The 26,985-nt window shown below is 35.2% G+C and carries 26 protein-coding genes and 1 pseudogene; 18 read left to right on the top strand and 9 right to left on the bottom strand.

The genetic code is table 11. From position 1 onward, the window contains the following. A complete protein-coding gene (locus tag FY049_RS06955; RefSeq protein WP_446083421.1) occupies positions 1-918 on the bottom strand; it encodes a LysR family transcriptional regulator in 918 nt (305 codons plus the stop codon). Positions 919-1,024: 106 nt separating this feature from the next. Here FY049_RS06955 and FY049_RS06950 point away from each other — a divergent pair, with 106 nt between their 5' ends. The 6 genes from FY049_RS06950 (at position 1,025) to FY049_RS06925 (ending at position 6,196) form a co-directional block, all read left to right on the top strand. Beyond that, positions 1,025-2,263 (top strand): acyl-CoA dehydrogenase family protein, encoded by a 1,239-nt coding sequence (locus FY049_RS06950; RefSeq protein WP_004821461.1) that lies wholly within the window; start codon positions 1,025-1,027, stop codon positions 2,261-2,263. Between the two features lie 133 nt (positions 2,264-2,396). After that, complete coding sequence (locus tag FY049_RS06945) at positions 2,397-3,518, top strand: phosphotransferase family protein (RefSeq protein WP_446083420.1); 1,122 nt, start codon at positions 2,397-2,399, stop codon at positions 3,516-3,518. Continuing rightward, on the top strand, positions 3,515-4,213 hold the full coding sequence (locus FY049_RS06940; protein WP_004720559.1) for a histidine phosphatase family protein: 699 nt from the start codon (positions 3,515-3,517) through the stop codon (positions 4,211-4,213). The genes FY049_RS06945 and FY049_RS06940 overlap by 4 nt, the downstream gene beginning before the upstream one ends. A 43-nt stretch (positions 4,214-4,256) precedes the next feature. After that, the gene (locus FY049_RS06935) at positions 4,257-5,000 is read left to right on the top strand and encodes an SDR family oxidoreductase (protein WP_004720558.1); all 744 of its coding nucleotides are present in this window, start codon (positions 4,257-4,259) and stop codon (positions 4,998-5,000) included. A gap of 92 nt (positions 5,001-5,092) precedes the next feature. Further along, entirely contained in the window at positions 5,093-5,365 is a 273-nt protein-coding gene (locus tag FY049_RS06930) for a hypothetical protein (protein ID WP_004720555.1), read from the top strand. A 117-nt stretch (positions 5,366-5,482) separates the two neighbouring features. Beyond that, complete coding sequence (locus tag FY049_RS06925; RefSeq protein WP_333666146.1) at positions 5,483-6,196, top strand: SGNH/GDSL hydrolase family protein; 714 nt, start codon at positions 5,483-5,485, stop codon at positions 6,194-6,196. Positions 6,197-6,322: 126 nt separating this feature from the next. Here the strand turns inward: FY049_RS06925 and FY049_RS06920 are convergent, their stop codons facing one another. Next, on the bottom strand, positions 6,323-6,682 hold the full coding sequence (locus tag FY049_RS06920) for a hypothetical protein (protein ID WP_333666144.1): 360 nt from the start codon (positions 6,680-6,682) through the stop codon (positions 6,323-6,325). Between the two features lie 525 nt (positions 6,683-7,207). Here FY049_RS06920 and FY049_RS06915 point away from each other — a divergent pair. From FY049_RS06915 to FY049_RS06905, 3 genes are all read left to right on the top strand, one after another. Further along, positions 7,208-7,909: a hypothetical protein gene (locus FY049_RS06915; protein WP_419257890.1), complete on the top strand. Its 702-nt coding sequence runs from the start codon at positions 7,208-7,210 to the stop codon at positions 7,907-7,909. A gap of 261 nt (positions 7,910-8,170) precedes the next feature. After that, entirely contained in the window at positions 8,171-8,809 is a 639-nt protein-coding gene (locus tag FY049_RS06910; RefSeq protein WP_446083419.1) for a hypothetical protein, read from the top strand. Between the two features lie 139 nt (positions 8,810-8,948). Next, a complete protein-coding gene (locus tag FY049_RS06905; RefSeq protein ID WP_224965464.1) occupies positions 8,949-9,302 on the top strand; it encodes a hypothetical protein in 354 nt (117 codons plus the stop codon). A gap of 237 nt (positions 9,303-9,539) precedes the next feature. Here the strand turns inward: FY049_RS06905 and FY049_RS06900 are convergent, their stop codons facing one another. The 3 genes from FY049_RS06900 to FY049_RS06890 all read right to left on the bottom strand — a co-directional run bounded on the left by FY049_RS06900 (position 9,540) and on the right by FY049_RS06890 (position 12,423). Then, positions 9,540-10,775 (bottom strand): Bcr/CflA family multidrug efflux MFS transporter, encoded by a 1,236-nt coding sequence (locus FY049_RS06900; protein WP_151803162.1) that lies wholly within the window; start codon positions 10,773-10,775, stop codon positions 9,540-9,542. 159 nt (positions 10,776-10,934) lie between these two features. Continuing rightward, positions 10,935-11,324 carry a YybH family protein gene (locus FY049_RS06895; protein ID WP_105712659.1) on the bottom strand — a complete coding sequence of 130 codons (390 nt, stop codon included), beginning with the start codon at positions 11,322-11,324 and terminating at the stop codon, positions 10,935-10,937. Between the two features lie 139 nt (positions 11,325-11,463). Further along, the gene (locus tag FY049_RS06890) at positions 11,464-12,423 is read right to left on the bottom strand and encodes a LysR family transcriptional regulator (protein ID WP_333666136.1); all 960 of its coding nucleotides are present in this window, start codon (positions 12,421-12,423) and stop codon (positions 11,464-11,466) included. A 106-nt stretch (positions 12,424-12,529) separates the two neighbouring features. Between FY049_RS06890 and FY049_RS06885 the strand changes: the two genes are divergently transcribed. Further along, on the top strand, positions 12,530-13,279 hold the full coding sequence (locus FY049_RS06885; protein ID WP_262780234.1) for a 3-oxoacyl-ACP reductase family protein: 750 nt from the start codon (positions 12,530-12,532) through the stop codon (positions 13,277-13,279). 343 nt (positions 13,280-13,622) lie between these two features. Continuing rightward, complete coding sequence (locus tag FY049_RS06880) at positions 13,623-14,213, top strand: uracil-DNA glycosylase family protein (protein ID WP_056511095.1); 591 nt, start codon at positions 13,623-13,625, stop codon at positions 14,211-14,213. A 43-nt stretch (positions 14,214-14,256) separates the two neighbouring features. Here the strand turns inward: FY049_RS06880 and FY049_RS06875 are convergent, their stop codons facing one another. After that, complete coding sequence (locus FY049_RS06875; protein ID WP_446083497.1) at positions 14,257-15,120, bottom strand: DMT family transporter; 864 nt, start codon at positions 15,118-15,120, stop codon at positions 14,257-14,259. 167 nt (positions 15,121-15,287) lie between these two features. Between FY049_RS06875 and FY049_RS06870 the strand changes: the two genes are divergently transcribed. Next, on the top strand, positions 15,288-16,685 hold the full coding sequence (locus FY049_RS06870) for an aminotransferase-like domain-containing protein (RefSeq protein WP_446083418.1): 1,398 nt from the start codon (positions 15,288-15,290) through the stop codon (positions 16,683-16,685). Between the two features lie 79 nt (positions 16,686-16,764). Beyond that, the gene (locus FY049_RS06865; protein WP_446083417.1) at positions 16,765-17,415 is read left to right on the top strand and encodes a class I SAM-dependent methyltransferase; all 651 of its coding nucleotides are present in this window, start codon (positions 16,765-16,767) and stop codon (positions 17,413-17,415) included. A 48-nt stretch (positions 17,416-17,463) separates the two neighbouring features. On the opposite strand, the gene FY049_RS06860 is transcribed toward FY049_RS06865, so the two are convergent. Then, entirely contained in the window at positions 17,464-18,942 is a 1,479-nt protein-coding gene (locus FY049_RS06860; RefSeq protein WP_446083416.1) for a phospholipase D family protein, read from the bottom strand. 191 nt (positions 18,943-19,133) lie between these two features. On the opposite strand from FY049_RS06860, the gene FY049_RS06855 reads away from it, so the two are divergent. The 5 genes and pseudogenes from FY049_RS06855 to FY049_RS06835 all read left to right on the top strand — a co-directional run bounded on the left by FY049_RS06855 (position 19,134) and on the right by FY049_RS06835 (position 23,743). Next, positions 19,134-20,243, top strand: a complete 1,110-nt coding sequence (locus tag FY049_RS06855) for an S-(hydroxymethyl)glutathione dehydrogenase/class III alcohol dehydrogenase (RefSeq protein ID WP_004720535.1) — start codon at positions 19,134-19,136, stop codon at positions 20,241-20,243. 157 nt (positions 20,244-20,400) lie between these two features. Beyond that, a complete protein-coding gene (locus FY049_RS06850; RefSeq protein ID WP_224965470.1) occupies positions 20,401-20,709 on the top strand; it encodes an I78 family peptidase inhibitor in 309 nt (102 codons plus the stop codon). A gap of 256 nt (positions 20,710-20,965) precedes the next feature. Further along, positions 20,966-22,375, top strand: a pseudogene (locus FY049_RS06845) (serine hydrolase). 166 nt (positions 22,376-22,541) lie between these two features. Then, positions 22,542-23,288, top strand: coding sequence for a DUF6597 domain-containing transcriptional factor (locus FY049_RS06840; RefSeq protein WP_446083415.1), 747 nt, complete (start codon positions 22,542-22,544; stop codon positions 23,286-23,288). Between the two features lie 32 nt (positions 23,289-23,320). Further along, entirely contained in the window at positions 23,321-23,743 is a 423-nt protein-coding gene (locus FY049_RS06835) for a VOC family protein (protein ID WP_224965472.1), read from the top strand. 105 nt (positions 23,744-23,848) lie between these two features. Here FY049_RS06835 and FY049_RS06830 read toward each other — a convergent pair whose 3' ends face one another. Together FY049_RS06830 and FY049_RS06825 are read right to left on the bottom strand one after the other, a co-directional pair. Next, positions 23,849-25,417, bottom strand: a complete 1,569-nt coding sequence (locus FY049_RS06830; RefSeq protein ID WP_446083414.1) for an ATP-binding cassette domain-containing protein — start codon at positions 25,415-25,417, stop codon at positions 23,849-23,851. A gap of 359 nt (positions 25,418-25,776) precedes the next feature. Beyond that, entirely contained in the window at positions 25,777-26,982 is a 1,206-nt protein-coding gene (locus FY049_RS06825; RefSeq protein WP_446083413.1) for an amino acid aminotransferase, read from the bottom strand. Between the last annotated feature and the right edge of the window lie 3 nt (positions 26,983-26,985).

Below are 26,985 nucleotides of genomic sequence, written 5' to 3'. Positions count from 1 at the left end.
CTAAGCAAAAATTTTAGAAATTTCTTCTCTTAAATAAATATGCCTAGAATTTTCATTTAGCGCACCATGCCAATAAATTCCCATATTTAATACAGGTAGATCAATAGGATGCTCAAAAATATTGATACTTTGATCAACTTGTAAATGTGCCAGTATCTGCTTTGGAATGGTTAACATCGCATCAGGATATTGTGCTAAAACTTGCAGGGCAGTTGAATAATGCTGACAACGCATAAAAATCTGACGACGAAATTGCGCTTGATTTAAATATATATCCTCTAAAAGCAAACCAGTACGGCGTGAAGAAACACCGATATGAGGTGATGCAAAATACAGTTCAGAATTGATATTTGTATGCTGAGAACAAATCACAAAATGATCTTGAACCAAATTTTGATAATTAATTTTATCGCCATAATTTTGTTCTAGATCAATGACAAAATCGACTTGTTGAGCAGCTAAATCAGCAATTACATTTTTGCGGTCAAGCTTGGTACTTAGAAACTGAATGGTTAAATTCAATTTTTGAAAATGATAAATCAATTTAGGAAAAATAATCGGTTCAATTTCATCATGTATAGCAATACGTAAGGTTTGTACTGAACTGGGATCAAACTGTTGTTTTTGTTTTGAGATATTTTGAAAAGCAAATAAAGCATTTTGTACAGATGGATAAATCTGTTCAGCAAAAGGGGTAGGCAGCATTTTACTCCCAGCGCGAACAAATAAATCATCTTGCAAATGCTGCCTAAGTCTTTGTAAAGCATGACTCGCAGCAGACTGAGTAATGCATAAAATTTTTGCCGCTTTTGAAATATTTCTTTGCTCATAAATGGTGATAAAAAGTGGATATAAATTAATATCAATATGATTGAAAATCGACATATCAAGATTGGTTTTATTATGAAGCATATTCATAGTGAGGTATTGAATTAAATCATTTGGTTCATAATAGGTTTTCAGCTAAGGTAAAGTAAAGAGTCACTATTCAAATATTTATCCATATATTTACAGGAAGATAAGCATGTTTGAACTTTCAGCACGTGCGCAAGAATTTGTAGAACGTACCAAAGCCTTTATTAAAAATGAAATTGAACCTGTAGAAGCTGATTTTTGGAATGAAGTCCATCATCTGAATCAAGGCGGTGATTGGACAAAATGGCAATGGCCAGCACAACTTGAAGTCCTGAAAAATAAAGCAAAAGCTGCTGGACTTTGGAACATGTTTCTACCAGATCCAGTATTGGGTGCAGGTTTATCTGTACAGGAATATGCCCATATCGCAGAACTGTCAGGCCGTAGTTTAATCGCACCCACAGTATTTAATTGTAATGCTCCAGATAGTGGCAATATGGAAGTGCTATGGCGTTATGGTTCAGATCAACAAAAACAACAATGGCTTAAGCCGTTATTAGAAGGAAAAATCCGTTCAGTATTCTGTATGACTGAGCCAGCAGTTGCTTCATCGGACGCAACCAATATGCAGGCAACTGCAGTTGTGGATGGTGATGAAATTGTATTGAATGGTCGTAAATGGTGGTCTTCAGGTTTGGGAGATCCAAATGCGAAAATTATTATCTTTATGGCGCATACGCCTGATGAAAGCAAAGATCGTCATCATCAACATTCCATGGTTTTAGTGCCTGTAGATACTCAAGGCGTGACCATTGAACGTATGTTACCCGTGTTTGGGGATTATGATGCGCCACATGGTCACGGCGAAATTAGTTTTAATCAAGTTCGTGTACCTGTAAGTAATTTTATTGGTGGTGCTGGACAAGGGTTTGAAATTGCACAAGGGCGTCTAGGTCCGGGTCGTATTCATCATTGTATGCGATGCATTGGTGCTGCTGAAAAAGCATTAGAATTAATGATTGATCGAGGAATGAGTCGAACTGCTTTTGGTAAAGAAGTGCTTAAATTAGGTGGAAATTTAGAACGTGTGGCAGATGCTCGTGTTGCGATTGATCAAGCACGACTGTTAACCCTGTATGCGGCGTATAAAATGGATACTCAAGGGACTATGGCTGCGCTTACCGAGATTTCAGCCATTAAAGTTGTTGCACCTTCAGTTCTTGAAAAAGTAGTTGATATGGCCATTCAAATTCATGGTGGCATGGGCGTATCACGAGATACACCTTTAACAGGATTCTTTGCTCAAGCCCGCAGTTTACGTTTAGCGGATGGCCCAGATGAAGTGCATAAAGGGATGATTGCAAAATTAGAATTAAAAAAACGAGGTTATGGCTCGCGTAAAAAATAACAATTTGCTGATAAAAAATAACTGCTTTATGTTAGAGGTGTTATATATAAAGTAGTGAGCAAGTGAAGTTTTTAGTTAAAAGTATCATTCTTTATAGATGTATGGTTTAAAACATAAGATTCAGGGAAATAATATGTCAGTCATTGATATTGGTGGAAATATACGTGAAGGCGAGGAGCTGGACATTCGTGCTGTCGGAAATTGGCTCATTGAAAATGGATCTGAAATTTCAGGCAATGTAGATGTGACTCAATATTCTGGCGGAGCTTCAAACTGGACCTATCGTTTAAAATATGACAATGCTGATTTAATTTTACGTCGTCCACCCAAAGGGACAAAGGCGAAATCTGCACATGATATGGCGCGTGAATATCATGTACAAAAATGGCTTGCACCATACTACCCAGTTCTTCCTGAAATGGTCGCGCTGTGTCAGGATGAATCCGTAATTGGTTGTGACTTCTATGTGATGAAACGCATTGAAGGTATTATTCCGCGTGCCAAACTGCCCCCTGAGCTGAATTTTACTCAACAGCAAGTGCATGAATTATGTATTAATGTCTTAGACAAGCTGATTGAATTACATCAAGTTCCATATCAAGGCACCGAACTCGAAAAACTTGGAAAAGGTGATGGGTATTGCCGTCGTCAAGTTGAAGGTTGGGATGCACGTTATGAAAAGGCGCACACCATCAATGTGCCGAGTTTTAAATTTGTACGTAAATGGCTTAATGAAAATATTCCTGCTGACTCAAACACGTGTTTGATTCACAATGATTGGCGTTTTGATAATGTCATTCTTGACCCTAAAAACCCAACCCAAGTGATTGGTGTATTGGATTGGGAAATGGCAACTATTGGTGATCCTCTTATGGATTTAGGTTCTGCTTTGGCCTATTGGGTGGAAGATACAGACAACCAAATTTTTAAATCAACCCGTCGCCAGCCTACACATTTAAAAGGGATGCTTACCCGTAAAGAAGTGGTTGAATATTATTTAGAAAAAACCGGATTAAAACCTGATAATTGGGCATTCTACGAAGTATTTGGTATTTTCCGTTTAGCTGTAATCGCACAGCAAATTTATTATCGTTACTATCATAAACAAACAGATAATCCTGCTTTTAAAGATTTTTGGATTGTGATTCATGCCTTACATATTCGTGCATTAAAACTTATCGGTTTACAAAAAATTGAAGCCAATGAAGTTGCACAGAAATATCTTGAAAAATTTAAGGAAATTTTAGGAAAATGACCACAATCTACCTCGTTCGTCATGGACAAGCGTCATTTGGTGCAGAGAGTTATGACAAACTTTCACCCAATGGCGAGTTACAAGCCAAACTATTGGGGCAATATCTCGATAAAATTTTGAAAGAAGAGCCTTATGTGGTTGCAGGTTCAATGTTACGCCATCAGCAAACAGCAAGTTTTGCTTTGGCTGAAAGTTTTTCCGATGCTCAAATTGTGACTGACCATCATTGGAATGAATTTAACCACCAACAAGTTTTTGCTCAATATGATCCGCGTTTTAATCAACCGCATCTACTTCAACAAGATGTTGCCAAAGAAAAAAGTCCACGTGCCTATTTGGCAAAAATTTTTGAAGGGGCAATTGACCGTTGGACTGGTGGTGAATATCACCATGAGTATGACGAATCTTGGCCAGATTTTAAAAACCGTGTAGAAACGGCTTTACAGAATTTATGTGATGAGTTAGTGAAAACCAAACCTCGCTATGCAATCGTATTTACTTCTGGCGGAGTTATTTCAGTTGTTGCAGGAAAACTCTTGGAGTTAAGTGCCAATAAAACCTTTGCATTGAATTGGGCAATTGCCAATACCAGTTTAACGACATTAAGACTGGTGGGAAATGAACCGCAATTACTGAGTCTGAATGAACATCATTTTATTAAGGCTGAAGATCCGCAATTATTGACGTGGATTTAAAGTCGCACTTTTAGAAATATAAAAACAGTTTAAGGAATTTGTCATGGCAAAAACCATTTTAATCACAGGCGCAAGTTCTGGAATTGGTGCAGGAATGGCACGAGAATTTGCGCAAAAAGGTTATAACTTAGCCGTCTGTGCGCGTCGTTTAGAGCGTTTAGAAAGCTTAAAACAAGAGTTGGAGTCTAAATATGGTATCAAAGTAATTGCCAAAACTTTAGATGTGACCAACTATGAGCAAGTTTTTCAAGTCTTTCGAGCTTTTAAGCAGGACTTTGGTAAGCTCGATCGTATTATTGTCAATGCAGGTGTTGGTGATGGTCGTCGTATTGGCAATGGTAAATTTGAGATTAACCGTGCAACTGTAGAAACCAATTTCATTTCTGCATTGGCACAGTGTGAAGCCGCTGTTGAAATATTCCGTGAGCAAAAGTTTGGTCATCTGGTTGTGATTTCTTCTATGAGTGCACTTCGTGGTATGCCTAAACACTTGACCGCATATGGAGCAAGTAAAGCTGGTGTAGCTGCTTTAGCGGAAGGGATACGTGCTGAGTTAATTGACACGAAAATTAAAGTTTCTACGATTTTCCCTGGTTATATTCGTACTGAAATTAATGAAGGGGCAAAAAAGCTGCCGTTTGAGGTCGATGTTGAAACAGGTTCTCATTTATTGGTTAAAGCAATTGAAAAACAACCTGTTAAAGCTTATGTACCACAATGGCCTTGGTTACCGATAGGACTAGCCATGAAAATATTGCCATTAAAAATTGTAAATAAACTTGGTTAAGCTTTAAAAAGACCCAACAAGGGTCTTTTTTATTGCATTGCATAGATAAAGCTTTAGAATCTAACTGGATAAAAAATAATGAGAATTTTAACATGTTTATCGTATTGGGTTTTTTCCTGACCAGCTTTTTAGTTTTTCTTGCGCGTATCTTGTATCTCTTCTTTTTTGAAAAGCACTGTGAAATTCAACAATGCCTTATGCAAATCGATGATATTCAAAAGTTAATGTATCTTGGTATCATTTTAATCGGGACCTATAATGCCTATTTGATGACCAAAAGTAGAAAGTATGCGGTTTTAATTTTTGAGTTTATTGGTACATTTATATTTGCTTTTGCCTTAAATTTTGTTGATTTAGCCCAATAGCAACTTGGCCATACAATTAAGTAAAATCGAGATTGAACTTTATGATTTTAATATTGCGACAAACTATATCTGACTCTGACTGATTTTGAGATAGCTTTGTTGGATTGGTACCCAAATATGCTTTTAAAAATTTCGACCATTGCTCTCGTTCCAGCATTAATTATTCAAGGTTATCACGTCAAGAAAAATACACCTCGATTAGCTGAACCTCAAGGATTGCGAAAAGGTGTTATAGGACAAGGAAAAGCACTATCTATTTTAATTTTGGGTGACTCTGCTGCCGCAGGTGTGGGGGTTGAAGATCAACGTGAAGCTTTATTGGGGTGTTTACTTGATGAATTAGCCTCTAATTTTGAAGTCACTTATCAATTAGAAGCAAAAACAGGGGATAGCACCTTAGAAATTTTGCAAAGAACCAAGCAATTAGACAATCAGCAGTTTGATGTTGTGATTACATCGGTTGGAGTAAACGATGTCACAAAACTTATTTCACCACAAAAATGGATTCAGCAACAAAAGGGGCTTTATACAGAAATTGAAGCTAAGTTTTTACCAAAGATGATTTTAGTCACAGGTGTTCCCCCAATGAATCTGTTTCCAGCATTACCAAATCCATTGGGATGGCTGTTTGGACAGTATTCGAGTGCAATGAATCAGAAGTTAGCCCACTTCATCGAAAATAAAATCAATTATCAATTGATTCGTTTTGATTTAGCCCATTTTAAAACTTTAAATTTACAAATGGCACGTGATGGTTTTCACCCGAGTCAGGAAATTTATCAAATTTGGGCAAAACAAATTTCACGGTGTATTTTTAGAAAATTTAGCTAATACAATGTTCAAATATCTATCTTTAACTATAACAAAAGACTAAAAGTACGATTCAAAAAATATCAACGCCATTCATAAAAAACTATTTTATTGATTTCATTAGAAAAAAATAATTAACTAAAATCACTATCTTGTAACTTTACACTGAATATTTTCTTTTTCTTTGTAATAGTTTAAAGCAATATCTAAGTCTGAAAGTAATTTAGCTTCAGTATAGTTCTCTGGATTTAATTTAAGTAAATTTGGCATGTAATTCGATTTGTATTCTTTAGGATAATCTTGACATACGATTCTGGTCTTATCATCCAATGTCGTATTTGGATCATCAAGTTGATCAAGATATTTACTAATCATTTCATCTGATTGTTCAAATTGTGCAGTGAGGGTGGGTCGATCTGTTTGCGCAGTTGCATGCTGCTCAGGCTCTTTATTGCAAGCAGACAGGGCAATGATCAAGAATAATGCTGTAAAAAGTTTAATGTTCATAACGAATTGATTTTTAATGTTAAGAAAAAGTTTTCGGTTGTATAAAGTCAGTTAATATTTAGATAAACCTTAAAGAACCTTAACTATCAAATATATTACCGAGATATGCAATGATTTTTATTACCATATCTTGAAATTGTTACAAATTCAAGATATTTGATGATTTTATTTGAACTTTCCGATTAAAAACAGCACATCGCCAAGTTTTGTATTTTTTATATGGGTGGAATTGACGCAACGACTTTTATTAGAACTAAGAATGTTGATTAAGGCTTTGTTCTATATGAAATTTATAGTAATTTTTTAAAACCAGTAATCACAGCAGAAATAAAAATTGCCCTCGTCATAAAAATATTTGATACAAAATAGCATTGTCAGAATGTTGTTAAAATTTATTTAAAAATAATAGCTTAGAGGTAAAGTTGAAAAAATCAGCTAATGTGTTGTGTTAAATAAATTTTTTGTAAGGTTTATTTCTGATCTCAACCTGAGTATCTTATCCCCAAAATATTAAGAGGGTATTTCATGAAAAAAATATTCATTATTGCTTTAACAACCTTAGCATCAAGTTTCTCCTTTGCAGAGAACTTACAGTGTGAAAAAAGCTATGAGATTTTTAATAAGCAAGCTGACAAGGAAGTCGAAATACTAAAAAATGGTTCACTTGATGATGTTCTAAAATTTTATGATCAGATTGAATATGACCGTAAACTTAAATCCAAGCATCAAGGAAAAACCTTTTCTTCAGCTGACTGGATCAGTGATGCTGAGTATAGAGAAGACATTAAAACAATACAGGATTTAGCTAAAGATGGTTCTTATAAAAGTATAGATTCTTCCTTTTTAAAACCAAAGTTAAATTATATCTCCAGTGTAGGTGAAATTTGTGTTGTTCCTATGCGATTACAAGATGAATTTTTCAAAAAACCTATGCTGACTGAGGCGGACGTTATTTTTGTACGCGACATTCAAACAAATGAATGGCGAAGATTTATTTATTTAGGCGTTGAAAATAAAAAGGATTTTAATGAATTCTTTCCAGATTTTCCTAAAACCACAAGATTACCTAAAATGTTAATAGATAACAAAGATTTTGCAGAGAGCACTTCAGAACTTACGTTCTTAATGTTACAAGAAATGGGTATTGAAATAACTGATGAAGTAAAAGAAATGGTTCAAGCTGAATCAGAACCTTTGAGAGTTAAGTTAAACGAGAATGGCTACTGATTTTTATTGTGTAAGTTGTATTTAAAATACTTAAATGAATTGCACCCTTAACAAGTTGGATCCTTTTAGCTTCATTCAAAGGGTGCTTTGATTTAATATCTATATCAAGATAGATAATTTAACTCATCTGAAATATTAAAATCTTCAAGTGATGGATTATTTTAATGTTGACTCTTATACTATATACCCAATTCTAGGTATATTTATCTATTATTATTCTAGATATATTAATTTTTTATTTTCGAAAAATGGAAGGTTAAAATGTCAAATGAATCACAAATTACCATTACGTTTCCTGAAGGGTCTGTATTAACAGCAACTGCAACAGATACTCCATCGACATCTACTGGCTTTAGTGTTAAGGCTCAAGGTACAGGATCTTTTACAGGTTTAAGCTATACAGTTTCTGCACATACAAAAGGCACATTAGAGGCAAAAATAAAAGTTATGGCTATTACATCTGAAGATGTAAAAAAATTAAATGATTTGGTTCTAAGTATGGTAAATGCATCAACTCAAAAAGAATTTAAAGAGTATGAAAAAACACATGCAAGTGCCAATCTCAGTATTTGGTCATTTTGGAGTGCTGGCGCATCAGCCTCTTATGATAAAACAACTGAAAATATGCAGAAAAGTGGATTAAATGAAGAACAGATTACAACCATTATTAATAAAATGTTTGAAATAGCTAAGAGTCAATCGAGTGTAAAATTAAAGTTTGAGATTGATAATAGTCAAAATGATTATTCCGTTAGTGGTGATCTACAGCTATATACTATTGGAGGAACTATACAGACCGAAAAAGGGACAACAGAATTTAGATTTCTTGCGGATAAAGGAACAGCAGGAAAAGGCTCAGATACAGCACCAGCCGAAGGTGAAATAATTCCATTGTCATAATTTTTTAATAACACTAATAGACTTCTTGCTTAAATTTGATTTTAGTAGTCCTTAAGCTTAATAAAAACTTATAGATAATTACTATTTTAATTTTTAACTAATGCAAGAAGTTTAATATTAATAATATGAGGAATATAGAATGTTAAAATCATATATTAAAAAAGCTATAGTACTTATCACAATATTTTCGAGCTCTGCAGTATTCTCAGCATATTTGGATTTTTCATCAAATTGGAATGCTGTAAGTACAATTCCTATGTCAAAAAGAACAGCCTCTAGTGTGGTTAATTCTTGCCCTACTGTGCAAAATTATGCAATGAAAAAGGGAGATCGTTCCGGAGCAATGGTTGTGGCAGGCCCGCACACATCTAATACTGACGAGCATTTACATTTAACGGTTCGTCTATATAACAATGGTATTCATGAAAGAACTTGCCATGTTTATGTTGATCAAAAAGGAAATTTTACAAGTTGCAAATGTTTTTATACTTAATCGTTATTTCAGTAATATAGCTGATCCAGCAGGCTTGTTTATCAATTGCACTCAGATAATGAACATCTTAAAAGACCTGTCAGTTTTTCCTAAATTGGAAAAGTAATTTACAGGCTTAAGTAATTATTTTTAAAAGATAATACATGGTTACAAACGCTCATTTTCTGAATTGATTTTGAGCGTTTGAGGTTTGTATTTCCTGTTTATTCCAATGTACAAAATATCAGTAGCGATGTCTTAAATGGTATGGAACTTTTTCTGATATATCATTGTGAGGATTAATGCCAGCATTGTACAAAGCATAATAATCATTGATAGATTCATAAGTGGATTAAAATTAAAGCTATGACTGATCGGCACCACAATTAAGCAAATTAAGAATTGAATAGCACCTTGAAGTGCACTTGCAGTACCCGCACGTTGACCTTGTTGAGATAATGCCAATGCATTACTGTTTGCACTTACCAATCCAAGACCTGCGACAAGACCAAACAATCCGAGCATGGTTGAGGATAGACTGACCAAATCATATCGAGGCGAGATAAATAGCCAAACCGCACTCATCACTTGGATAAGAATACCGAGTAATAAAATTCTTATAAGGCTAAATCGACCAATCAGACGAAGATTGATTTGCGAGAAAATAATCAAGCCAGCGGCATTTATACTGAAATAATAACCGAAATTTTCAGGTTTTATCTGGAATTGATCAATTAAAATCGCTGGTGCAGCGGCAATATAAGAAAAGAATGCTGCATAAGACAAACTACCTATAAGTGTAGGGGTTAAAAAACTTTTGTCCCGACAAACATGGAAATAATTGATAAAAATATCGCCAACATGAAGAGATTTTCTTTTATGGTCATTCAGTGTTTCTTCAAAATAAAAATGCACAAGAACAATATTGATGACACCAAAACAGGCAAGGAAAATGAAAATACTTTGCCATCCCCAATTGACTAAAAGCCATCCACCTAATATCGGGGCAAGAATTGGTGCCAGCCCCATCATGAGCATCATGCTGGATAAAGCTCTTGCTGACTGTTTAGGTGTTAATCGATCACGAATCGCTGCACGAACCATTGCCATTCCAACGCAACCACCTAAAGCTTGCAATACTCTTGTCATTAACAATTGATTTATTTGTGTGGTAAAAATACACAAAACAGATGCAATCACAAATAAAGTTAATCCAAAATATAGCGGTGGTTTACGACCAAATCGATCACTAATCGGGCCATAAACAAGTTGACCGATGACTAAACCTAAAAAATATGCGGGCAATGATGATGACACGACACTAGTTGTCACACCAAACTCTACAGCAATTTCAGGAAATGCAGGTAAATACATATCTATTGACATAGGGCCGAGCAAGGTTAAAAAGCTTAAAATACTGATCCATGCTAGGGTATAAGGTTTTGTTTCAGAGGGGTTATCAGTTGATTTCTGTATATGGGGTGATCGAGGCATAATCTTACCTAAATGATGATCTTCCGCAGAATGGATGAAAAAAATAGCGTCACTCAGATTTATGCATTGTGCTCATTGCTTAAAATAAGAAGCATTTCATCCATTTTGGGAATGTCTAGATATAATGTATTCGCTAATTTAAATTCAGCTGACGTGCATTTATTTCTGAGATTCATTACCGAAATGACAAGCAAAGGTTTGCACCACGATTTTATTGTTTTTCACAATCAGCGTATCCGTGGCCATTTTTGCATTGGGCGCTGACCAGCGAATATAGGCGACGTCACCATAGACTGTTTTTTCTTCTATGCTAATTTCACGTGTACCTTCAGGGAAAAAATCCCGATATACGTTTATAAATGTTTCTCGAATCTGATCGGTACCACGTATTACCGTATCGGTTCCATTGATAATGATGGCATCAGGTGCATAATCTTGAACAGTTAAGTCTACATCACCTAAGCGGAAAGCATTTAGATGCCTTTCTAAAACAGCTAAAGTTTCAGTTATTTCTCGATTTTCAGTATTTTGTATATTCACAGTATTCATAAATAGATCTCCAACATTGCTCTAGATAGGGGCCGTATCTAACGACTGATCAATACATTATTGTTGTATTGAAGCATCCCTTGTAGCTACAGAACAGTTGAAACACTTATTCTGATTTGTTGAAAATCTGCCAATGAAACTAATTTTTAATTGAAAGTGTTGTGTTTTTTCCCATATTCAAAGCGGATAGTTGTTGATTCAATTTTAGTTGTTCAAATTTAAGCGCAATAAAATCGATAAAACATCTAGTTTTTGCGGGCATGTGCTTTTTGCTAGAAAAATAAAGATTGGTATTTCCTAAATCTGCATACCAGTCAGGTAGGATTCTAATTAAAGTTCCATCTTCTATATATTTTCTTGCATGAGCAGTGGATATCGCAGCAACACCTAATCCTAAAGCGGCGCCTTGATGTAATGCACTTGGATCATCTGCGATAAGTTTTTCATTTAAATTTAAGTAAAACTCTTGTTTATTTGGACCTGTGAATTGATATTCATGTAACTTACCTGTTTGAGGGGATTTCATGACAATGCCATCCCATTCGGAGATTTGCGCTGGATGATTGGGCCGTGTTTTATGTTTTAAATAATCAGGTGAGGCAACAATAATCATGTGCAGCGGGGACAGTGGTCTGATAATGATGCCTTGACCTAATTTAATCCCACTTCCAATTGCCACATCAAAATTATCTGTTATTAAGTTGACCTGTCTGTTAGATAAGTGCCACTCAAGTTTGATATCTGGATAGTTGCTAATAAATTCAGGCATCAATGGCAGGATATATTCCACCCCAAATCCAGCACTTAAACTGACTTTTAAAATGCCTTTGGGCTTGCTCGAATCAACATTAAATTCTGAAATAGTTGTCTGAATACTATTTAAACTGTCTCGAATACTGATAAAAAAGTGTTCACCACCTTCCGTCAATTTAAGATTTCTGGTACTTCGATGAAAAAGTCGAGCACCTAAATTTTGCTCTAACTGCGCTACATTTCGAGACACTGCAGCAGGTGTTAGGCTTAAATGTCGTGCTGCGGCAGAAAAACTTCCATATTCTGCACTTTTTATAAATGATTCGAGATTAGACAGCGTTTCCATATTCTATTTTCAATTTTTACTTGAAAAAGATTATAGCAAAAGCATTCTACTTCACAATGAGTACTGATTTTATAGTCGGGAGACTTTAATGAAAGAGTAATGTGAAATATTAAATAAATTATCGCTGGTTGGAAAAGTTGCGTTAGTTACCGGTGGGTCGCGAAGTATTGGTGCTGAAATTGTCAAAACGCTAGCCGCCCATGGCGCTATAGTTGCTTTTACGTATCATTCTTCGCAAATCAAAGCTGAGGAATTGATTAAAGAAATTGAGTTTCATGGTGGACAAGCCATAGCGATAAAGGCAGATTCAGGAAACCCTGAAATGTTAAGCAAAGCGATAGAAGACGTTGCTAAAAAATTTCATAAAATTGATATATTAATTAACAATGCTGGAATAAGTCATTTAGGCAGTCTAGAGTCAGTATCAATCAGTGCTTTCGAGCGATTGGTGGCTGTCAATATTACGGGGGTATTTTTGGCCACACGTGAAAGTTTAAAACATATGGGGAAAGGTGGAAGAATAATAAATATAGGCAGCACGATGGTCAATTATTCTGGTTTTAGTGGAGCATCAATTTATATTCTTACAAAAGGTGCAATCACTGGATTTTCACGAGGATTAGTCAGGGAGCTTGGCGTTAAAGGTATTACAATTAATACCATTCACCCTGGTCCAACCAATACTGATATGAACCCTATAGATGGACCAATAGCAAGCCTACTACTGCCTAATATCCCCGTAGGTCGATATGGAGAGGGCATTGATATTGCGAATTCTGTTTTATTTTTAGCGAGTGAAGAAGCTAGCTATATTAGCGGTGCTGAATTAAGTGTCGATGGTGGTTTTATTGCTTAATTCCTTTGAATCAAAATAAAATTTATATGTCCAGTAGTTAGAAAATGAATTGAAATTTTCTATTCCATATCTATGGAAAAGCCCTCTATTTATAGAGGGTTAAAAACAATTCACAAATCATACTTTTCGATAGATTATTTAGGATAAGAAGCAAGCCTTTAAATAAAATAGCATCTATCGGATAAACAGGTTGAATGTGCTGTATAAAAAAGAGTATTCCGAATTTTCAGTAAAAAATTTGAAAGTACAAATTAGAGATACCAAAAGGCATAGGTAAAAAATTAAAATCCAGATAAAATCATTAAAATTTTCACTAAATTATAAACTTTGGTTCTTTTAATAAATGACTGATATCGAAATAGAAACCCACCCACTCAAACCATTTCTTCCTACAAATGCCAAGCTATTGATGCTTGGTAGCTTTCCACCGCCTCAAAGCAGATGGAAGATGGATTTTTATTATCCGAATTATCAAAATGATATGTGGCGAATTTTTGGGCTTATTTTCTTTGATAATAAAGATCACTTTTTAGATTTACCTAATAAAAATTTTAAGGAACAACATATTCGTGAATTCTTAATCGAAAAAGGTATCGCAATTTTTGATACGGCGTATCAAGTTATTCGCCTAAAAGGAAATGCCTCAGATAAATTCCTACAGATTAAAACCCCCACAGACCTATCACAGCTTTTAGCGCAAATTCCTGAATGTAACAGCATCATGACCACTGGAGATAAGGCAACAGATACCCTGATGTTATCTATGCCTGAAGAAACTGAAAAGCCACAGATAGGGCAATCCTCACAAGCTATATTTGCTGAACGAGAGATATGTTTATATCGGATGCCTTCTTCATCAAGAGCGTATCCATTAGCACTGGATAAGAAGGCAGAGGCATATAAGAACTTATTTAAAGAAATAGGCTTACTTTAAGTAAGTTTAAAACTCATAATAATGCTTTAAGCCTTTCCATTTTCTATGTAAATCGTTTTGCCAAAGCAACACAGATCACAACTGCAAAACAAACAACAATCATTGCAAAACTTACATGCTCACCCAATAGAACCGCTGAAAGCATTAAACCAATAAACGGTTGTACCAATTGAATTTGTCCAACTTTGGCAATTCCGCCCAACGCTAAACCTTTGTACCAAAAAATAAAGCCAATCAACATACTAAACAGTGACACATAGATTAAACCAATTGTTTCAGGCCAATGAATATTTGCAAAGCTTGATGGTAGGTAATATAGACTTGAGATAAGCATTAAGGGTAATGCAACGACTAAAGCCCAACAAATCACTTGCCATCCACCCAGTTCTCTTGAAAGCTTTCCACCTTCAGCATAACCCAATCCACAGACAACAATTGATGCAAGCATATAGAGATCACCCACACTAAAACTTAAATTACGGTTTTCATAGAACATAAATCCAACCACAATGGCGCTGCCAATTAAGGCAAATAACCAAAATTGTGTAGCTGGTTTTTCACCCCCGCGTAAAACTGCAAAAATTGCAGTCGATAAAGGCAAGAGACCAACAAAGACAATAGCATGTGCCGAGGATACTGTTTGTAAAGCCAATGCGGTAAATAGAGGAAAACCAATCACCACACCTAAAGCTACAATAACCAATGATTTAAATTGGGCAAAAGAGGGTTTTGATTGCTGTAAAATAAACAGGCAGATTAAAGCAATACTTCCTGCAATCGCTGCCCGAGCTGTGGTTAAAAATTCTGGACTAAACCCCATGACGGCAATGCGGGTTGCAGGCAAAGAGCCAGCAAAAATCGCTACACCAATAAAACCATTTAGCCAGCCAATATTTGTTTTATCCATCATCAATTACTCAGTCAATTTATAATGATTTAAGCGCTATTTACTGGAAATATATATGTACACTACAGTACAATTTTAAATAACTGTTATGCTATTTTTACCAGTACAATTCTACTCAATCTAACGAGTTTTTTCAGATTTCTTATCTTTAAAATATGTGGTTTTAAATGGCAAAAACTAAAATTGAACAAACAGTGCTGATGATTAAAAATCAAATTTCGAATAAAAGTTTGATTGCAGGTTCACGCTTACCTTCAGTCCGACAGTTTGCTACACAAACAAACTGTTCTGTTTCAACGATCGTTGAAGCCTATGCCAGATTAGTTGCGGAAGGTGTTTTAGAATCTCGTCTTGGTTCTGGTTACTATGTATTAGGTAAAGCTGAACCGATGCAAATGATTGATACTGAAATACAGTATCAACGTGAAATAGATCCTTTATGGATTTCAAGGCAGTCATTAGAGGCGAAGACGGATGTGCTAAAACCGGGTTGTGGCTGGTTACCCACTACTTGGATGCCTGAACAATCAATCCGTAAAGCGTTAAAACAAGCTGCTAAGTCTGAAATCATCATGCTCACCGATTATGCAACACCGCATGGACATTTGGAGTTGCGTAAATTTATTGCCAGAAAAAAAGAACTGTATGATTTAAAATTCAAACTGAATCAAATTCTTATTACTGACTCAGCAACCCAGTCCATTGATTTAATTTTCAGACACCTGCTTAGCGCAGGTGATGTGATCTTGATTGATGATCCTTGCTATTTTAATTTCCGCGCTTTGATTAAGGCCCATCATTTAAAAGCCGTTCCAATTCCGTTTACAGAAACGGGACCAGATGTAGAGAAATTTGAACAAGCACTGAATTTAAAGCCAAAAATCTATTTAACCAATTCAGGGATTCATAACCCAACAGGAGCCACGATTTCGCTACAAACGGTTTATCAAATTTCCAAGCTGGTTGAGAAAACTGATTTATTGATTATTGAAGATGAAATTTTTGCTGATTTTGAATATACACCCGCACCACGTTATGCTTCATTAGCCGGTTTTAAACATGTCATTCAGATTGGCAGTTTTACCAAAACCCTTTCAGCAGCGATTCGTTGCGGTTATATCATTGCGGAGACTGAGCTGATTGATCAATTAATAGATTTAAGAATTGCGACCAACTTTAGCAATAGTCATTTAAATGCAGAAATTATTTATCAGGCTTTAATGGACAGCAGTTATCCTAAACATTTAGATTGGTTAAAGAAACATTTGCTTAAAGTCAGCAATGAAATGATGCAAAAGTTGGGGCAACTCGGTATAAAACCGTGGATTGTGCCAACAGCAGGGATTTTTTTATGGTGCAAATTGCCAGATGGTATACATGCGGCGGAATTATCAAAATTATGTCTCAAACAGGGCGTAATTCTTGCACCGGGTAATTCTTTTAGCCAAGCTGAAAATGCAGGACAGTTCATGCGCTTTAATGTTGCACAATGCGTGGATAAAAAGGTCTTTGATATCTTAGCAATGTCAATTCAGCAGTTAAAAATAAATAACTTACAAAGTTAGCGAAAATCCTTTTCCTTATTGCTTTAAAATATGGGTAAATAGTAAGCAAATTTATATTGATTTCAGTGGAATAATTATAATGAGTGTTCAGGATGTACCAAGTCCAATTGATTTAAAAAATCCGCAAGATGCTTTGCAATGGGCTAATGAAGCCAATGAAAAACGCCCATGGCGTTATGAGTTTTTTGACTATTATGTGAATTTAATTCAAAAAGCAGCCAAAGAGAAACACTATCAAACTGATCAAAACGCGCAGTTCAATATTTTAGAAATAGGTTCAGGTCCTGGTTTTCTTGCCAAACATTTACTTAGCCAGTGTGCTGATATTGAATATACAGCGCTAGATTTCTCTGATGCAATGCATGATCTTTCTAAAAGTAAGCTACTTTCTTCTGAGTCAGGCAGAGTGCAATATCTGATTGCTGATTTTAAAAATGAAGATTGGCGCGATCAGCTTGGACAATATGATGCCATCATTATTCATCAAGCTTTACATGAGTTACGCCATAAAAACTATGCAAATCAATTTCATCAACAAGTAAAGACATTATTAAAACGTGATGCTCTGTATTTGGTCTGTGACCATATTTTTGCATCAGATGCGATGAGCAATAATGACTTGTATATGTCGAAACATGAACATTTTCAAAGCTTAAAATATGCAGGCTTTACTGACATAGAACTGGTTAAAGAGATCAAAGGACTCTGTCTGTTTGAGTGTTATTTATAGTCTTAAGATTGTAATACATTTAGTATGCAGGTTGTCATTACATTAAACTTACATCATCCATTCAAGTGGCAAATATGAGACGCTATACATGACAAATCGTTGGAATCGTGTTGTTTCAGGGTCAACTTTATATTCAATCACTTTGCCATCAGCACGATGATCTAACCAGATCAGCTCACCTTGCGGATTAAGTTTTAACTCATAAGCAACCCTAAATAGGGTTTGATCCAATAGATTTGAAATTTGTTCCTGTAAAGGATCTGATTGAACAACCAGTCCAACTTCGGTATTGATATTGAATGATCTTGGATCTAGGTTAAATGAACCAATAAAGACTTTGTCATCAATATTGATAAATTTTGCATGCAAACTGGATTTATTTTTGCCTTTTTTCGGAATGATATTTCCTGTGAGGACCTCATACCAAGTACGGCGATTGCGTTCTATATAGGGTTTAAATTCATAAAGTTTTGCGCCTCCTTTAAGCAGGTCAACTCGATACTTTTGATAAAACGCATGGACAAGCGCAACATCATTTGCCATAAAGGAGTTGGTTAAAATTCTCACTTTGACATTTTGTTTAGGGAATTGGTTAATAAAATCCGTCCCATTTTTTGTAGGAACAAAATAAGCGGCAATCAAATCCATTTCTTGTTTGGGGTCACCCAAATGTTGGTGAATTTGGTGTGAAATTAATTCATTGCCGTGTGCTTGTCCTAAACTTTTCTTTGGAGAATCTGCCAGAAAATCGGCATAAGCCCAATTGATTTTATTTTGATTAAGCTCATTGGCGAGTTCTTTCTGCTCAAGATTTACTTTTTCATCTGTCGTATGTTCAGCTTGTTCAAGTCGTTCAAAGCTTTTTCGCAAAGTTAATAAATCGTGTTCAGAACCTTTATGAATAAATTGATCAATCGGATAGCTTAATTGAAAATTCCAAAAATCGGTAAAAACTTCATTTGCACGATTGACCGCTTTACCAAAAAATAAAATATCCATATCGGTAAACTGGAAAGATTCATTGGCATCAAAATATTCACTGCTGATATTTCGCCCGCCTGTCACAGCAATTGCACCATCAGCAATAATTAATTTATTGTGCATTCGATGGTTGATTCTGTTCATTCTAAAAATATAATCCATTACACGAAAGTGTCGGAATTTATAAGGATTGTATAATTTGATCGAAATGTTTGGATGTCTTAGCAATGCACTTAATTGTCGATCTATTTTTGTTCCATTTTGATCATCGATTAATAAGCGTACTTTTACACCGCGGTCAGCAGCTTTAAGCAATTCGTGTAGCATTAAATTGCCAATAAAATCATCTGCCCAAATATAGTATTGTAAATCAAGTGTATATTTGGCTTTTCGAATCAGATGGATACGTGACGCTATACTTTGGAAAGCATCATTCATGGCTAAATATGCAGTGAGCCCTTGAGTAAGCATCTGTTTTGCTTCAGGCTCATTGATCCATTGCTCTGCATATACTTTAACTTGTTGTTCTTGTTCTGGTTGATTCATAGGTAAACTGCATCCAGTGATTGAAAAAGCCAAAATAACGAAGGCAAGTGAAGTCTTTGAATGATTCATTCTTTCAATGAGTACTTTAAATTTTACTAAATCATATCATCAAGTTAATGGTTGAATCTGTAAAGAGAAAAAGGTTACTGTAGTCCAACTGTTAAAACACAAACCTATTAGGATATTTAGCTATGAAATCACGTGCTGCTGTTGCATTTGGTCCAGGAAAACCTTTAGAAATTGTGGAAATTGATGTTGCTCCCCCACAAAAAGGCGAAGTCCTTGTTAAAATTACCCATACAGGGGTTTGTCATACAGATGCATTTACTTTATCAGGTGATGATCCAGAAGGCGTATTTCCAGCAGTTTTAGGTCATGAAGGGGCTGGTATTGTTGTCGAAGTTGGTGAAGGGGTAACTTCAGTAAAACCTGGGGATCATGTGATTCCTTTATATACGGCAGAATGTGGCGAATGCTTATTCTGTAAATCAGGCAAAACCAACCTGTGTACAGCCGTCCGTGCTACTCAAGGTAAAGGGGTTATGCCTGATGGAACGACACGTTTTTCTTATAATGGTGAACCTATTTACCACTATATGGGGTGTTCAACTTTTAGTGAATATACTGTCGTTGCTGAAGTTTCATTGGCTAAAATTAACCCAGAGGCAAATCCTGAACATGTTTGTTTACTGGGTTGTGGTGTAACGACAGGGATTGGTGCAGTCCATAACACGGCAAAAGTACAAGAAGGCGATTCAGTTGCTGTATTTGGTTTAGGTGGTATTGGTTTGGCTGTTGTACAAGGTGCGCGCCAAGCGAAAGCAGGCCGTATCATTGTTGTTGATACCAATCCTGAAAAATTTAAATTGGCAGAAGAGTTTGGTGCGACTGATTTCGTTAATCCCAAAGACTATGACAAACCTGTTCAAGAAGTGATTGTTGAAATGACAGGTTGGGGTGTAGACCATTCATTTGAATGTATCGGCAATGTCAATGTAATGCGTTCAGCACTTGAATGTGCTCATCGTGGTTGGGGACAATCAGTTATCATTGGTGTAGCAGGTGCAGGTCAAGAAATTTCTACCCGTCCGTTCCAGCTTGTGACTGGTCGTACATGGAAAGGAACCGCATTTGGTGGGGTAAAAGGCCGTACACAATTGCCGGGTATGGTTGAAGATGCGATGAAAGGTGATATTCAACTTGCACCTTTTGTTACCCATACAATGGGCTTAGATAAAATTAATGAAGCATTTGATTTAATGCATGAAGGTAAATCAATCCGTACAGTGATTAACTTTTAAGCTTAAATACTGAGCACGACCAAGAACCAGTGATACATCATGTATCACTGGTTTTTATTTGCATGATAAATGTATGAGTTTTATATACTAATTTTCTAAGCTTATCTTTTTTTGTTATGTTATGGCTTTAAAGCAAAAAATCAAAATAGGTCGTCTTATGAAAAATGTTGCAATTTTAGGTCTTGGTATCATGGCTTTAACTGTATCAGCATGTTCTTCGCTTCAAACCAATGCAACGCAAGATCAAACAGCACAAAACACTCAAACGACATGTGTTGCTGAACGCGCAACTCAATTGATTGGACAAAATGATATGTCTGAAGCGAAAATTAAGCAGCTTACACAGGCATCAATCGTACGTAAAGTTGCGCCAAATCAAGGGGTAACTATGGATTATCGTATTGAACGTGTGACGGTAACTGTAGATCCTGCGACCAAAAAAATTACCCAAGCGACTTGTGGTTAATGACACAAATTTAAGTCTTATATGATTGAATAAATACTGATTTATTCAATCATCATTTTAAAGTTTAATTTAACAAATTCGCTTCATCTATTCGACATAGAACAATCATTATAAAAAACTAAAATAACAATGTTTTGCTACTGAGTGACAGATAATACTTGCTTAAAGCAGTTTTTTTGTTATGTTTTAAGCTGTACTTTTAGATGTGTAGCGTTAGAGCACAAGACTTTAATTCATTAGCTATTATTAAAACCTTATGAAAAGACTATTTTTAATCCTATTTGCGATTTTGATATCAAACTCAATATTTGCTCAGAGTGAAAACTATAAAATTGCCATGGACAATTTTATAAACAACTATAATGCTGATCAGTATGAAAAAATTTATGATGAATTTTCTGCTGAAATGAAAAAGACATTGCCACTTGAAAAGACAAAGCAATTTTTCTCAGGATTAAAATCTCAGGCAGGAAAAATTGAAAGTAAAGAATTTCTCAGCAATCAACAAGGAACTTATCAAAGTTATAAAACCAAGTTTGAGAAAATGGTGTTAACGGTCAATATTTCGCTTGATCAAGAAAATCATATCAAGGGACTTATTATGAAGCCTAATGAAGTCCAAAAAGAGATAAACAGTAGTAATACTGTGAATGCACTTAACGCTTATCCAAAAGAAATCTCAGACATCATTTTTTCGAATAGCCAAAATTTTCCAAATAATACGCAACTTTCTATTGCAGTCGTTCAAAATCAAAAAGTGAAATATTATGGGGTTATCAAAACTGATGGCAAGATCAAACCGATTGAAAACCAGAATAAGGTTTTTGAAATTGGTTCTATTACGAAAGTTTTTACATCGACCGTTTTAGCTTCGCTTGTTGATGAAGGAAAAATTAAATTAACAGATGAAATCAATCCATTTTATCCATCTTTAAAATTTAAAAATAACACTCAACTGAATTTTAAAGACTTGGCTAATCATACCTCCGGTTTACCACGCTTACCTGAGAATCTAGATTTATCGAATCAAAGCAATCCCTACAAAGATTATGGTAAAAGTCAGATTGAATAATACCTTAAAGATGATTTGAAAATTGAAAATGAGCCTGAAAAAAAATATGTTTATTCTAATTTAGGGGCGGGGTTATTAGGCTATACGCTTGGCGTATCACAAGGAAAAAGCTTTCAAACATTATTACAAAAGAGAATTTTTGATAAATACACAATGAAAAACTCATTTGTAAACTCGCAAAATCTAGATAATAAGTTAGTAAAGGGACAAAATCCTGATGGACAAATCGTATCAAATTGGGATTTTGACGTTTTGTTTGGTGCTGGCGGGCTATTATCAACCACAGAGGATTTAGCAAAATTTGCAATCGCACAATTCGATCCTAAAAATACCGAATTGACTTTAACGCGTACACCGACCTTTGAAATGAACAAAGATATGAAAATCGGTTTAGCTTGGCATTTGTTGAAATCACAAAAAGGAAAAGATTTGGTTTGGCACAATGGCGGAACTGGTGGCTATTCATCTTCAATGGCTATAAATGTTGAGGATAAGACTGCTGTTATTGTGCTATCTAACCTCTCAGCTTTTCATCCAAAAACGAAAAACATTGATAAATTATGTTTTCAGCTTATAGATGAGAAGCAAAAATAATATTTGGATTTTGCATATGGGGAGGCTTAACACTGCAAATATTTTGAGTAGATTGGAAGTTTGCTTTTAGCTTGTGATAGCTGGATTGAAATAAAAAATACAAGTTTTGTCCCTCAATTGAAATTCATATTCTTGTCGTTATATGTCACTTTAGAGAGATACTAAAATGAAATACAGGGAAATTGAACCAAATGGATTTTTGAGTAATTTTGTGAAGTGTTTTTGGTATTACGAAACTATGGGAATAGATGTTCAGCATACCATTTTGCCAGATGGTTACTTTGACTTAATTATCGAGTTCGTAGATGGAAATTTAACAAAAGTAAAACTGACTGGAATATGGACAAGACCAAAAGACATACAAATTTCTAAAAACACCAAGTTCTTTGCAATCAGATTCAAGCTGTTAGCCCTTGAGTATATATTTAGAACACCGATAAAATCTATTTTAGATATGACGATAAATTTACCTGAGTTTTTTTGGAGAATTGACGAGTATCATTCAGACGAGTTTGATAAATTTGTTTCTGAAATAACGAACAATTTAGACGCTTCAATAAAATTCTTAAAGCCCATTGATCGCAGAAAATTAAAACTATTTGAAATCGTGTATCAAAAAAAATCTACATCGGTGTCTGAAATTTCCAATAGCATTTTTTGGAGTAGCAGGCAAATAAATAGATATTTTCAATCCAATTTCGGTATTACATTCAAGGAATTTTTAAGTATTGTACGTTGCAATGCGACTTACCCAGAAATTTCAAATGGTAATCTAAATCCAAATTCTGACTATTTTGATCTAGCGCATTTTATCAAAGAAATTAAAAAATATACTGGGGTAACGCCCAAAGCGTTAAGTAAAAACAAAAACGACCGATTTTTACAATTATCAAAAATGGATGAAAGGCAATAATTCTATAACTTACATTTAAAGATGAATTAAAAATGAAAATTTGCAAAATTTCTCCAAACTTTGAAGTGACTGATATTAAAAAAACAACGGCTTTTTACACAGAAAACCTAGGCTTTAATCTGATCATGGCGGTTCCGGAATCACAAGATGGAATCGATCAAACTTTTCTAGAAAATAAAGAATATGTTTATGCTCTGGTACAGAGGGATAACGTGGAATTTATGTTTCAACGTTCTGATACCTTTAAAAATGATGTTGTTTTTTCAAAAGGGCTAGCTATTGGAGCAACAGTATCTTTTTATATGGAAGTAGAGGGTATTAATGAATTTTATTTAGCACTAAAGCATAAAAATCTTCAGCTCACTGAACTAAAAACAACATGGTATGGTATGCAAGAATTCTATTTAAAAGATCTGAATGGCTATATTCTTGGCTTTGCTGAAAAAGTTGGATAAATGCCTTACAACATCAATTTAACATCTTGACCAATGAAATCCGCCATATGGGCAATAAACCATTGGCGGAAAGTTTTTCAAAATGATCAGAATGAAATAATACTTTTAACTCAGTAAAAATGCTTCATTTATTCCAGCTTGCTTAACAAAACAATCATCATGAGAGACCAGAATGACAGCACCTTTAAATTGCTCAATGGCTTGCGCAAGTAATTCTCGTGACTCGATGTCTAAGTGATTTTCAGGTTCATCCAATAACAATAAATCAATATTTTGATGATGCTGACTTATTCCAAGTAATGCAACTTTAAGTTTTTCACCACCACTGAGTTGCCCCAATTTTAAGAGTGCTTTTTCGCGGCGGATCCGCAGTTGACCTAATAAATTTCGCCATTCGACCTCCAGCAGATCTGGATTAAATTTCGCTAAATTCTCGATCACAGAAAGATCATCATTGAGTAAACTAAAATTTTGATCCAAATATAAACTTTGCCCAGTAAAGAAAATTTCAGTACTTTGTGATTGATCAATTATTTTTAATAAGGTGGATTTACCCACGCCATTTGCCCCTTTAAGCTGGATTTTTTCACCGGCTTGGAGTGACAACTTTATGTTCTGTGTGGTGGCATAAGGCAATTGTAAATCGTGAATTCTTAAAATTTCACCTTGCTTAGATGATTGAAATTGAAAGTCAAATCGTTGTGGTTTAATTTTTTCTAATGCTGTTTGTTTCTCCTGTAAACTGCTCTGTGTTTCATTAGCTTGGCGAATTTGCTGTGCACGTAATTTCCCAAAACTTTGCCCAGCTTGCTCTTTTTTAAAATCCAGTAGGATCTTGGCTTGAGAGTTCGAGTCACGCAATTGAGCACCTTTACGTTGACGCTTTTGTGCTTTCATTAAACTATCATGCTGTTGTTGCTTTAACTGTTTAAATTCACGTTTTTCTTGTTGAATAGACTGAGTTAAGGCATGGATTTGTTGTAAGTGCTGTTGAACATAATCAGCATAATTTCCCGAAACATGCTGCAAACCTTGCGCGGTTAAAGCGTAAATATGCTGCACTTGATTCAGCAATTGAAGATCATGACTAATAATACAAACACCCGCTTTATGTGCCTGAATCGATTCAATTAGCCATTTTCTTGCCATGGTATCTAAATGATTACTTGGCTCATCTAAAAGTAGATAATGATCTTGCTTTAGAAATAAGCGACACAAAGCCAGCTTGGTTTTTTGACCTTCACTTAAGTATTGTATGGGAAAATTTAAATCAAGCGGCAGTTGTGCATTGCTTAAAATTTGTTGCCATTTTTGAGGTAAATCCCAACAGTTTTCCACCAAATCATAATCTTCAAAACTTGCACTACTGTTTTCAATACGTTCAAAAGCATTATGTAGATGAGCAATGTCTAAAGCTTCAGCTATAGTTTTGGCATCTAGTCGTTGTAATTGTGCTAAATAATCATGTTGGATATGCCATGTAATTTGACCTGAATAGGCTAAATCTGAATGCTGTTGTAGGTGTAATAGTTTAAAAAGTAATGATTTTCCCAAACCATTACGGCCAATCACAGCAGAAGTTTGCCCTGAAAAAAGCACAAAATTTAGTTGCGTAAACATTGTTTGGGTGGGGAATGCCAAACTCAAATTTGAAATAATACATGCTTGTTGCATTCAATGATCCTCATATAGAGGATGCACAAAATAGTATGTAATAAAAGCTTTAAATAACAGTAGATTATTTAATTTATCGTAAATAAGGTATCAGAACCAAAAGATAAGCGTAGCCTTGAGTAGAATCTATTTTGCACATCAAAAATTAAATAAATAATGATGAGAAAATGACTTACTTCATTGGCGTTACTCTTTTAAGAAAGGGGATAAGAATGCTTATTGTATAAAAATAAATCTGTATGTCAATGTTAAGCTTTTAAAATACTCATTTAAAAAAGAATCATCTCAAAAACTTAACTCCCTTATGAAAAGGGAGTTAAGTGGCAGTTGATTGATTCAATCAACGCTTATCAATTTATTTAAGCAGTTGCTTTAATGACTTCTGCAACAGATGTTGCTACATAATCAATATTTTTTAAATTTAAGCCCGCTGCACACATACGGCCACTACGTAGCAAATAAATGGCATATTGATCTTTCAATATATCCACTTGTTCAGCAGTTAAACCTGTATAGCTAAACATGCCTTGTTGTTCTGTAAGGTAATCAAAATTACGACCAGGTAAAGCAGTAGTTAATTTTGCTTTTAATAGTTCGCGCATTTGGATGATACGCTCACGCATTTCTTTAAGTTCTGCATGCCATTTTTCAGTTAATGTTACATCATTCAATACATTATCAACCACTAAGGCACCCGTTGTAGGTGGGCTTGAGTAGATACGGCGTACAGTTGCTTTAAGCTGACCTAAAACTTTTTGTGCAGTTGCTTGGTCATCACAAATAAAGCTTAAGCCACCAACACGCTCACCATATAGTGAGAAAATTTTAGAGAATGAATTGCTAATAATGAAATTCAATCCTGACTTGTCTAAAGCACGAATTGCATAAGCATCTTCTTCTAAGCCTTGACCAAAACCTTGGTAAGCAATATCGAGGAATGGAATTAAATCACGTGCTTTCAATACTTCAATCACACGATCCCATTCAGCAGGTGTTAAATCTGCGCCTGTTGGGTTATGGCAACAAGGGTGAAGGAGAACAATGCCTTTTGCAGGGATTTTCTGTAAATCCTCTAACATGCCTTCAATATTGACACCATTGGTTGCTGCATCAAAATAACGGTAGAAATGTGAATTGATTCCCGCACCATTAAAAATCGCAATATGGTTTTCCCACGTCGGTTGGCTCACCCAAACATCAGATTCAGGAAAGTATTTTTTTAGAAAATCTGCACCAACTTTAAGTGCACCAGAACCGCCTAGGGTTTGAATGGTCACTGCACGGCCATCTTTACGTGCTTGGCTATCTGCACCTAAAACCAATTTCTGGGTTGCTTCGTTATAAGACTTTGAACCATCCATCGGTAAATAAAGCTTTACCTTGTCATTGCTTGGTTCAATATTTTTCAAAGCCGCTTTTACAGCGTCTAACTGAGGAACAATTGTGTCCTCATTATAATAAAGACCAATACTTAAATTTACTTTGTGTGTCCGTTCATCCTTACCAAAGGCTTCCATTAGAGAAAGAATTGGATCACCTGCATAAGGATCTACATGTTGAAACATGGT

This window comes from Acinetobacter sp. 1125_18A, from assembly GCF_052824985.1.
The sequence above is the reverse complement of the archived record's forward strand: the minus strand, read 5'-3'. Positions and strand labels throughout refer to the sequence as shown.

Bases quoted from the DNA above. Each gene is read 5' to 3' on its own strand.
- FY049_RS06955 (WP_446083421.1), bottom strand. From the start codon at position 918: ATGAATATGCTTCATAATAAAACCAATCTTGATATGTCGATTTTCAAT.
- FY049_RS06950 (WP_004821461.1), top strand. From the start codon at position 1,025: ATGTTTGAACTTTCAGCACGTGCGCAAGAATTTGTAGAACGTACCAAA.
- FY049_RS06945 (WP_446083420.1), top strand. From the start codon at position 2,397: ATGTCAGTCATTGATATTGGTGGAAATATACGTGAAGGCGAGGAGCTG.
- FY049_RS06940 (WP_004720559.1), top strand. From the start codon at position 3,515: ATGACCACAATCTACCTCGTTCGTCATGGACAAGCGTCATTTGGTGCA.
- FY049_RS06935 (WP_004720558.1), top strand. From the start codon at position 4,257: ATGGCAAAAACCATTTTAATCACAGGCGCAAGTTCTGGAATTGGTGCA.
- FY049_RS06930 (WP_004720555.1), top strand. From the start codon at position 5,093: ATGTTTATCGTATTGGGTTTTTTCCTGACCAGCTTTTTAGTTTTTCTT.
- FY049_RS06925 (WP_333666146.1), top strand. From the start codon at position 5,483: ATGCTTTTAAAAATTTCGACCATTGCTCTCGTTCCAGCATTAATTATT.
- FY049_RS06920 (WP_333666144.1), bottom strand. From the start codon at position 6,682: ATGAACATTAAACTTTTTACAGCATTATTCTTGATCATTGCCCTGTCT.
- FY049_RS06915 (WP_419257890.1), top strand. From the start codon at position 7,208: ATGAAAAAAATATTCATTATTGCTTTAACAACCTTAGCATCAAGTTTC.
- FY049_RS06910 (WP_446083419.1), top strand. From the start codon at position 8,171: ATGTCAAATGAATCACAAATTACCATTACGTTTCCTGAAGGGTCTGTA.
- FY049_RS06905 (WP_224965464.1), top strand. From the start codon at position 8,949: ATGTTAAAATCATATATTAAAAAAGCTATAGTACTTATCACAATATTT.
- FY049_RS06900 (WP_151803162.1), bottom strand. From the start codon at position 10,775: ATGCCTCGATCACCCCATATACAGAAATCAACTGATAACCCCTCTGAA.
- FY049_RS06895 (WP_105712659.1), bottom strand. From the start codon at position 11,324: ATGAATACTGTGAATATACAAAATACTGAAAATCGAGAAATAACTGAA.
- FY049_RS06890 (WP_333666136.1), bottom strand. From the start codon at position 12,423: ATGGAAACGCTGTCTAATCTCGAATCATTTATAAAAAGTGCAGAATAT.
- FY049_RS06880 (WP_056511095.1), top strand. From the start codon at position 13,623: ATGACTGATATCGAAATAGAAACCCACCCACTCAAACCATTTCTTCCT.
- FY049_RS06875 (WP_446083497.1), bottom strand. From the start codon at position 15,120: ATGGATAAAACAAATATTGGCTGGCTAAATGGTTTTATTGGTGTAGCG.
- FY049_RS06870 (WP_446083418.1), top strand. From the start codon at position 15,288: ATGGCAAAAACTAAAATTGAACAAACAGTGCTGATGATTAAAAATCAA.
- FY049_RS06865 (WP_446083417.1), top strand. From the start codon at position 16,765: ATGAGTGTTCAGGATGTACCAAGTCCAATTGATTTAAAAAATCCGCAA.
- FY049_RS06860 (WP_446083416.1), bottom strand. From the start codon at position 18,942: ATGAATCAACCAGAACAAGAACAACAAGTTAAAGTATATGCAGAGCAA.
- FY049_RS06855 (WP_004720535.1), top strand. From the start codon at position 19,134: ATGAAATCACGTGCTGCTGTTGCATTTGGTCCAGGAAAACCTTTAGAA.
- FY049_RS06850 (WP_224965470.1), top strand. From the start codon at position 20,401: ATGAAAAATGTTGCAATTTTAGGTCTTGGTATCATGGCTTTAACTGTA.
- FY049_RS06840 (WP_446083415.1), top strand. From the start codon at position 22,542: ATGAAATACAGGGAAATTGAACCAAATGGATTTTTGAGTAATTTTGTG.
- FY049_RS06835 (WP_224965472.1), top strand. From the start codon at position 23,321: ATGAAAATTTGCAAAATTTCTCCAAACTTTGAAGTGACTGATATTAAA.
- FY049_RS06830 (WP_446083414.1), bottom strand. From the start codon at position 25,417: ATGCAACAAGCATGTATTATTTCAAATTTGAGTTTGGCATTCCCCACC.
- FY049_RS06825 (WP_446083413.1), bottom strand. From the start codon at position 26,982: ATGTTTCAACATGTAGATCCTTATGCAGGTGATCCAATTCTTTCTCTA.